The following is a 331-nucleotide window of genomic DNA, read 5'->3' on the forward strand; positions in this document are numbered from 1 at the left end:
GATAGATGAAGAAGGAGCAGTCTATTTAGTATTTTCTAATTCTAAACTGATGAAGCTATTAGGTTGTTCGAAGTCAAAATTACTGTCCATCAAAAAAACTCTTAAAGAATATGACTTAATTGATGAAGTTCAACAGTCTTCAAGTGAGAAAGGAAGACTAGCTAATAAGATTTATTTAGGGGAGTTGTCTTCTACCCCAGTAGCTATTTCAAACAAGCCTAGTGTTAAAAAAAGACTAGGGCAGGTTGAAAATGAAACGCCCCCCGTCTTACATTTAGCCCCTAGTGAGACTGAAGTTAGTGAGACTAAATATAGTGAGACTGATTCTTTA

Annotated in this window: 1 protein-coding gene; it reads left to right on the plus strand. The window is 35.3% G+C overall.

The features are described from left to right. Positions 1-331: replication initiator protein A (locus CBI42_RS11650; RefSeq protein ID WP_179211428.1), on the plus strand; the 331-nt coding region annotated here is incomplete at both ends.

Origin of the sequence: Streptococcus sp. KR, assembly GCF_002238115.1 — a bacterium.
In the GTDB taxonomy this organism is placed as follows: Bacteria; Bacillota; Bacilli; order Lactobacillales; family Streptococcaceae; genus Streptococcus.